10 protein-coding genes and 1 pseudogene are annotated in these 7,575 nt (G+C 47.5%); 10 read left to right on the top strand and 1 reads right to left on the bottom strand.

Annotated features, from left to right (window positions below):
* From ACI32D_RS05810 to ACI32D_RS05820, 3 genes and pseudogenes are all read left to right on the top strand, one after another.
* A pseudogene (locus ACI32D_RS05810) lies at positions 1-346 on the top strand (UbiD family decarboxylase); the annotation flags it as partial.
* A gap of 15 nt (positions 347-361) precedes the next feature.
* Complete coding sequence (locus tag ACI32D_RS05815) at positions 362-928, top strand: UbiX family flavin prenyltransferase (RefSeq protein WP_439775663.1); 567 nt, start codon at positions 362-364, stop codon at positions 926-928.
* Positions 925-1,335: a hypothetical protein gene (locus tag ACI32D_RS05820; protein WP_439775664.1), complete on the top strand. Its 411-nt coding sequence runs from the start codon at positions 925-927 to the stop codon at positions 1,333-1,335. The genes ACI32D_RS05815 and ACI32D_RS05820 overlap by 4 nt, the downstream gene beginning before the upstream one ends.
* Positions 1,336-1,449: 114 nt before the next feature.
* Here the strand turns inward: ACI32D_RS05820 and ACI32D_RS05825 are convergent, their stop codons facing one another.
* Positions 1,450-2,895 carry a 6-phospho-beta-glucosidase gene (locus ACI32D_RS05825; RefSeq protein WP_439775665.1) on the bottom strand — a complete coding sequence of 482 codons (1,446 nt, stop codon included), beginning with the start codon at positions 2,893-2,895 and terminating at the stop codon, positions 1,450-1,452.
* Positions 2,896-3,371: 476 nt separating this feature from the next.
* On the opposite strand from ACI32D_RS05825, the gene ACI32D_RS05830 reads away from it, so the two are divergent.
* The 7 genes from ACI32D_RS05830 to ACI32D_RS05860 all read left to right on the top strand — a co-directional run.
* Positions 3,372-3,692: a PTS sugar transporter subunit IIB gene (locus tag ACI32D_RS05830; RefSeq protein WP_439775666.1), complete on the top strand. Its 321-nt coding sequence runs from the start codon at positions 3,372-3,374 to the stop codon at positions 3,690-3,692.
* Positions 3,693-3,855: 163 nt separating this feature from the next.
* Positions 3,856-4,176, top strand: a complete 321-nt coding sequence (locus ACI32D_RS05835) for a PTS lactose/cellobiose transporter subunit IIA (RefSeq protein WP_439775672.1) — start codon at positions 3,856-3,858, stop codon at positions 4,174-4,176.
* A 21-nt stretch (positions 4,177-4,197) separates the two neighbouring features.
* Positions 4,198-4,737 (top strand): hypothetical protein, encoded by a 540-nt coding sequence (locus ACI32D_RS05840; protein WP_439775667.1) that lies wholly within the window; start codon positions 4,198-4,200, stop codon positions 4,735-4,737.
* A gap of 65 nt (positions 4,738-4,802) precedes the next feature.
* Positions 4,803-6,161 carry a PTS cellobiose transporter subunit IIC gene (gene celB, locus ACI32D_RS05845; RefSeq protein WP_439775668.1) on the top strand — a complete coding sequence of 453 codons (1,359 nt, stop codon included), beginning with the start codon at positions 4,803-4,805 and terminating at the stop codon, positions 6,159-6,161.
* A 143-nt stretch (positions 6,162-6,304) separates the two neighbouring features.
* Positions 6,305-6,631, top strand: coding sequence for a heavy metal-binding domain-containing protein (locus ACI32D_RS05850; RefSeq protein ID WP_439775669.1), 327 nt, complete (start codon positions 6,305-6,307; stop codon positions 6,629-6,631).
* A 101-nt stretch (positions 6,632-6,732) separates the two neighbouring features.
* Positions 6,733-7,359, top strand: coding sequence for a PTS sugar transporter subunit IIA (locus ACI32D_RS05855; protein WP_439775670.1), 627 nt, complete (start codon positions 6,733-6,735; stop codon positions 7,357-7,359).
* A 22-nt stretch (positions 7,360-7,381) separates the two neighbouring features.
* On the top strand, positions 7,382-7,575 hold a 194-nt coding region (locus ACI32D_RS05860; RefSeq protein WP_439775671.1), incomplete at its 3' end, for a hypothetical protein.

Here is a 7,575-nt window from a genome sequence, read left to right on the forward strand (position 1 = left end):
TGATGAAGGGATCCAGCGGCAGGCAGCCATCCTGGCCTTCTCCGCCTTTAAGGAGCTGAAGACGGTCTGGCTGGTCGATGAAGACGTGGATATTTTTGACATGAATGACGTCGTTTGGACCATGAATACGCGCTTTCAAGGGGACATGGACATCATGGTCCTGTCAGGGATGCGGAACCACCCGCTTGACCCGTCAGAGCGGCCGGAATACGATCCTAAGTCCATCCGCTTCAGAGGGATGAGTTCAAAGACGGTGATCGACGGAACCGTGCCATTTGATATGAAGGACCAGTTTGAACGGGCCCACTTCAAGGAAGTGCCGGACTGGAAAAAGTACTTGGACTAAAGAAAGACTGAAGAGATGAAGAGAATCGTTATTGCCATGACTGGGGCCAGCGGGTCAATTTACGGGATCGACCTGTTGAAAAAGCTTAAAACCATGCCGGAAGTCGAGACCTGGCTGGTCATGAGCGACTGGGCCAGAAAAAACATTGAAATTGAGACTGACTATACCGTAAAACAGGTAGAAGACCTGGCTGACCATCTGGCTGACAACGGCAACCTTGGCGCGGCGATCTCTTCAGGCTCTTTCCAAGTCGACGGGATGGTGGTAGCGCCGGCCAGCATGAAGACAGTAGCTGGGATTGCCTTTGGCTTTGACCAGGACTTGATCATGCGGGCCAGCGGAGTCATGATTAAAGAGCAGAGGAAGCTCATTCTGATGCCGCGGGAAACTCCCTTGTCAGCCATTCACTTGGAAAACCTCCTAAAATTGGCCAGACTGGGCGTCCAAATCATGCCTCCGATTCCCTCATTTTATGGCCGACCGGAAACGATCCAGGACCTGCTGGATCAGACCAACATGCGGGTCTTGGACAATCTGGGCATTGCCAGCAATTTTGCCAAAAGATGGGGGGAAGGGCAATGAATCAGAAGCAGATTTTTACCGTCAAAGAAGCCGGCTATGAAATCCAGGCAGAAGTGACCTTGGCTAATAAAGACCTCCTGGTCAACCTGCTAGGCGGGGACCTGCCGCATTTAGGCGGAGTCTTAACCTATGACGCGTCCAGCCAGGAAGTTGAGGAAGTCAAGCTTTTCAGCCATGATGGCCGCTACCACAAGGATATCCTCCTGGCTCAAGTCTTTTTTGAAAAAATCAAAGACCACTTGCCCGGCAGCATTACAATCTCGGCCGGTGTCCATGTCGACGGGATCAGCCAAGAGCAGATCGCGGCGTCTAAGGCAATGACGGAAGAGCTGGCAAGGCAATGTACTGCCTGGCTCAAGGAGCAGAAGGGCTTCAAAGAACCGGTCTACAGCAGCCACTTCAAGTAGAAAAAGTAAAAAAACAGAGATAAACAGAAAAAAGCCAGCAAGATCACAAGCAGATCTTGCTGGCTTTTCGCGTTTTTGTCTAGGGTTTGGTATGGCAATAATAATTAAAGAAGATTAGTCAAGGTCTTCCCCGTTGGACTCGATGACCTTCTTGTACCAGTAGAAGGAGTCCTTTGGGGTTCTGCTGAGGTCGCCAACGCCTTCGTCGTTCTTGTTGACGTAGATGAAGCCGTAGCGCTTGTCCATTTGGCCAGTCCCGGCAGAAACCAGGTCGATTGGCCCCCATGGCAGGTAGCCCATCAGGTCAACGCCGTCGATGGCCACAGCCTTTTCCATTTCGCTGATGTGCTTCTTGAGGTAGTCAACCCGGTATGGGTCGTGAATCTTGCCGTCTTCGACCTTGTCGTAGGCACCCAAGCCGTTTTCAACGATGAAGAGCGGCAGGTGGTAGCGGTCAGTCAAGTGGTTCAAGGCAAGGCGGAGGCCGACTGGGTCAATTTCCCAGCCCCAGTCGCTTCTTTTCAGAGTTGGGTTAACGGCCACAGCCTTTTCCAGGTCGCTCAGTTCATCGGCTGAGACCTTTTCGCTGGAGACAGTAGTTGATTGGTAGTAAGAGAAGGCGACGTAGTCAACAGTCCCTTCCTTAAGGACAACCCGGTCTTCGTCAGTGATGTCTGGCCGGTAGCCATGCTTTTCAATGTAGGCTTCAACTGCCTTCGGGTATTCGCCAAAGACTTGGACGTCAGAGAAGAAATCCCGGTGCTGCTCGAACTTGTCGGCCAAAAGGGCGTCTTCTGAGCTTGGAGTCAGTGGGCGGACTGGTGAGTAGTTGATCATCAAGCCGATCTTGAAGTCAGGGTTGATCTTGTGGCCGATCTTGACTGCCAGGGCGCTGGCCACAAATTCATAGTGAGCAGCTTGATACATGGCAGCTTCTTTTTCTTCGTCGGTCATGCCGTCCTTAAAGAGGATGCCGGAGTTGGTTGCCATCAAGAAGTCATTGTTGAAGGCACTCTGGTTGTCGATTTCGTTAAAGGTCATCCAGTACTTGACCTTGTCCTTGTAGCGCTTGAAGCAGACTTCAGCGAAGCGGACGAAGAAGTCGATGGTCTTGCGGTTGGTGAAGCCGCCGTAGTTCTTGGCCAGGTTGAATGGCATTTCAAAGTGGCTCAAAGTGATGACTGGTTCAATGCCGTACTTGTGCATTTCGTCAAACAGGTCATCGTAGAACTTCAAGCCTTCTTCGCTTGGTTCAGCGTCATCACCATTAGGGAAGATTCTAGTCCAGGCAATGGAGGTTCTGAAAGCCTTGAAGCCCATCCCGGCCAGGAGCTTGATGTCTTCTTTATAGTGATGGTAGAAATCGATGGCTGAGTGGTTCGGGTAGTTCTTCCCTGGCAAGACACCGTCAGTGATCTCCCGAGGTTTAGTAGCTGAACCGACCGTCATGACGTCAGCAACGGACACGCCCTTGCCGCCAACGTCCCAGGCACCTTCCAATTGGTGGGCGGCTACCGCGCCGCCCCATAAAAATCCTTCTGGCATTTTAGCAGAATACATTGAGCAAAACCTCCATTACTAATTTCACTTTTTCGCTATTTTCATTACTCGAGTGCTTACTTACAAGTTTTCATATCTTGGTAAGTAACCGCTTTCGACTCTGATTATAGATTGTATTCACGGTTATTGCAAGTTGCGAAAAGAAAAAATATTGCACTTTTTCTTCTTAGAGAAAGAAAACTGAAAGATGTGAAAGCAAGAAACTAAAGTTGAAAGCGTCATAACAGGCTTATTGCTTTGCCAAAAACTTACTTCTTAAGTCCAAAATAAGAGTCTTAAGTCGATAAAAACATGTTCTTTTATTTTTTTCTAAAAAAATAAAATAGCGATTCAAGGCTGATATTACGCGGATTTTAGCCTGTTTTTACTCAGCAGGCAGAAGAAAAATGTAATGAAAGCCATTTACTTTCAGCTGAAAACGGTATACACTGTAAGCGTAAACAAACAACACAAAAAAAGTCTAGGAGGAAATAATTATGGCTACTAAAACCATTATGTTGAACTGTGCGGCTGGTATGAGCACCAGCTTACTCGTTAAGAAGATGCAAGAAGCTGCCAAGGCTCAAGGCAAGGACTACGAAATCTTTGCCTGCCCGGCTTCTGAAGCCGACACCAAGCTGTCCACCATGGATATCAGCTGCGTATTGCTTGGGCCACAAGTTGGCTACATGAAGGGCGACTTTGAAAAGAAGCTTGAAGGTACTGGCATTCCAATGGGCGTTATCCCAATGCAAGACTACGGGATGATGAACGGCAAGAAAGTTTTGGAATTTGCTGACAGCTTGATGGCTGAATAGGATGATATAAATGCTTTTGGCAGAAGGGGAGAGCTGCTAAGGGCATGTGATGATGAGTAGAAGTAGAAATTAGGTAATTTGAAAAATGGCTGAATTAAACGATACTTCAGAAACTTTAAAGCAAGCAGCAGAAAACCAGCAAAGCCGGGAAGAAGAAACTTTGATGGCTGCCATGGGCTTGATTGCCAACGGCGGTAACGCCAAGAGCTTGGCCTTTGAAGCAATCCGCCTGGCTAAGGTTGGCAAGATCAAGGAAGCAAGAGAGAAGCTGGAAGAAGCAGACAAGTCTCTGCTTGACGCCCACAACTCACAAACGGACATGTTGACTAAGGAAGCCCAAGGCCAGCACACCCACGTGACTCTTTTGGTTGTCCACTCACAAGACCATTTGATGAATGCCATCACCTTCCGTGACTTGGCGGGAGAAATGGTTGACTTGTACGAAAAGCTTTACGCAAGCGGTGCTCTGAAGACCGAAGCATAAGCGCAAGGGAGGAGAGCAAGCATGTCTGCAAAAATCAAGAAGCAAAAGCAAAAAAAGAAGCAAGACCAGACATATGTGGACAAACGGCATGATGACCGGGTGCGCTACGCGTACTTTGCCCGCTACATGATGGTTCGCTACTTCGTCATTGCTTTCTTTTTCGCCAATTTCTTCTGGCTGCTGGTTAGCTATTCAGCCAATACCCAGCCGGGGATGATTTTGTCTGCTGTAGCTACCGTTTGGTGCATGGTCAGCGTGATTGAGCAGCTGGGCAAGCTGCACAACAAGCAGGCAGATGTGCCAAAAACTCGGCACTACCTCATTTTCCAACTTGGCCTCAATTTGGTGATGAGCATATGCTTGTTTACTCCTTTGAAGAGTTTGATCTATCCTTTCGCAAGCAGTAAGAGTTCTGTTCAAGCCTTGCTCTGCATTTTGTTGATCGGGATGGCCGCTGCGGCAGCTGTCTTGGTACGGATCCATAATATTTGTCTGGGGAGAGACAAATATTTGCCGCTGATCCGCAATGCGGAAAAGAGCCGGGCTTTGGATCAGCAGTAGGTCCTTATTGCAATTCAAAGAGGATTATCGAAAGTTAATGAAGAGAAAAAATAGGGGAGAATATCATGGCTGAAGCACAAAGCTCATTCAGAGATAAACTCGCGACTGGCATTGGGAAGTTTGCTGGTTCACGGTTTGTTAGATCAATTATCGATTCAGGTTATGCGGTAATTCCATTCACTATCGTCGGGGCGATTTTCTTGATCCTGACTGTTCTGCCGCAGGCCTTTCCAATTCCAGGATTTGCTGCCTTGTACGCAAATACGCTCGGCAAGTTCTCAAACATGTTCACGGTTGTTTACAACGCCAACATGGGTATCCTGTCACTGATCTTTGGTGGGCAGTTTACTTACTCATACGCTAAGATCTACCAACAAGAAGAAAAGATCAACATTGTGCCACTTAACGCCTTGTTCATGATGCTGATGGCAATGTTCATCACTGTGCCGCAAATGGTCTTCAAGAACGGTTCAATTCAATTCGTTCAATCACTGAAGGCTGACAACATCATCGGTGGTGGTATCCAAGTTTCAACTTCAGGTGTTACCAGAATTGGTACGACTGGTCTGTTCACGGCGATCGTGATCGGCTGGCTGACTGTACAGATCTACCGCTTTACGGTTAAGCACAACTGGCAAATCAAGATGCCAGATGTCGTTCCAGCTGGTGTTTCCAACTCATTCAGTTCATTGATTCCTGGCTTCTGCGTTGCATTTGTAGTTGCTACTATTAACTTGATCCTTGTTCTGATGGGCACTGACATCTTCAAGGTTATGTACGTGCCATTCTCATTTGTCGGCAACATTGCCGGTACTTGGTGGGGGTTCTTGATTATCGTCTTCTTCATCCACTTCCTGTGGTGGTTCGGTATCCACGGTGCCAACATCATGAATTCATTCTACACTCCAATCGCTTTGGCCAACCTGGCTGCCAACGTTAAGGGTGCTCACAACTTCTTTGCTGGTGACCCAATGAACGCCTTCATCATCCTCGGTGGTTCAGGTTCAACCCTGCTGATCGCATGGTGGATGGCTGGCCGCGCTAAGTCAACCCAGCTGCGGGAAATCGGTAAGGTTGAAGCTGTTCCAGCATTGTTCAACATCAACGAACCATTCCTGTTCGGTTTGCCAGTAGTTTACAACGTTAACTTGTTTGTCCCATTCATCGGCGCGCCAATGGCTACTGCCATCGTTGCTTACATCTTCCACGCAATCGGTTTCATGCCTGACATCAAGGTGCAACAACCATGGCCAACTCCAATCGGCCTTGGTGGTTACCTGGCTACCTTGTCATGGAGAGGTGCTGTTGTAGCGATCGTCTGCGCGCTCGTAGCCTTCGTAATTTGGTATCCATTCATGAAGCGCTTTGACCTTAAGACTTACAAGAAGGAACAAGAAGAAGCTAAGCAAAACGCTAATGCTTAATTAGCAATAGATTAGCAAAAAGCTGCCTTAGGGCAGCTTTTTTCATTGCTTTATAATGTTACAAAAGTATAGAAAAAATCCTTCAAAAGCCTTCTATTTGTGCTACAATCTAGGAAACGTTTAAAGAAAACGAGGTAATTGAAATGGAAAACAAAATGTTGGTTGTAACGACGGAATCCATCCCTGGCCGCAAGTACGAAGTGATCGGTGAAGTGTTTGGCGTAACCACTCAGTCAAAGAACTTTGCCTCTGACTTTGGGGCTGGCCTTAAAAGCATGATCGGCGGGGAAATCAAGGCCTACACCAAGATGCTGACGACTTCAAGAGAAGTGGCCCTGGACCGGCTCAGAGAAGAAGCAAAGAATGTTGGTGCTGATGCCGTGGTCATGATGCGCTTTGACTCAAGTTCAATCGCTGGTGATATGCAGTCAGTCGTAGCTTACGGGACGGCTGTTAAGTTTGTAGATTAAGAAGTTTGACAGCAATAAAAATACTGGAATCAGTCGATTCCAGTATTTTTTATTTTGCGGTAATTATTACAGCAGCTAACCAGGTCAAATTCAAGATTGCCATGCTGCTTTTGCCTGCGATTTTCCTGGCCTTAAGCATGCTGATGTTTGCCAAAAAGGTGATTTTGTCAGATCAAAAGCATGCGGAAATCGTTGCTGAATTAGAGAAAACTTGGGGTAAGCAGTTTGAAAATGATGGTGCGGAAACTAAAACAGATTCAGCCAAAGATGTAAAGCAATATTTGACAACGCCAGTAGCAGGTGAATTATTACCACTTAAAGACAGCAGTGATCCAAACTTTGCCAGTGGCAAGATGGGCCGTTGCTTTGCTATCAAACCTAATGACGGCCGAGTTTACGCTCCGTTTGACGGGGAAGTTGCGGCCAGCTTCGCAACTCGGCACGCGATCGGTCTTAAGAGCGCTGATGGTTTGACGATCTTGATCCATATTGGGATTGACACGGCCAAGCTGAACGGCACTGGCTTTGTACAGTATGTTGTCCAAGGGCAAAAGGTCCAGAAAGGCCAAGAACTTATTGAATTCTGGGACCCAACCATCAAACAGCACGGCTTAGATGATACTGTGCTGGTCACCGTCTTAAACTCAAAAGACTTTGAAAAGCTGGCAGTTACTGAAGAATATGGCAAGACAGTCAAAGCCGGTGATCCGATCATGAAAATCAAATAAGTGGCAGCAAGAAGGAGAAAAAATGTCAGAACTGATTGAATATGATGCAAAAGAGCAGGTCTTTCACCTGCACAACCAATCTATTTCTTATCTATTTTCAGTTGTTAAGGGCGGCACATTAAGCCATCTGTACTTTGGTAAACGGGTTAAGGGCTACCATGGCGAGTTAACCTACCCGGCGGTGGATCGCGGCTTCTCCGGCAACCTCCCAGGGGA

This window comes from Lactobacillus sp. (assembly GCF_051873315.1).
In the GTDB taxonomy this organism is placed as follows: Bacteria; Bacillota; Bacilli; order Lactobacillales; family Lactobacillaceae; genus Lactobacillus.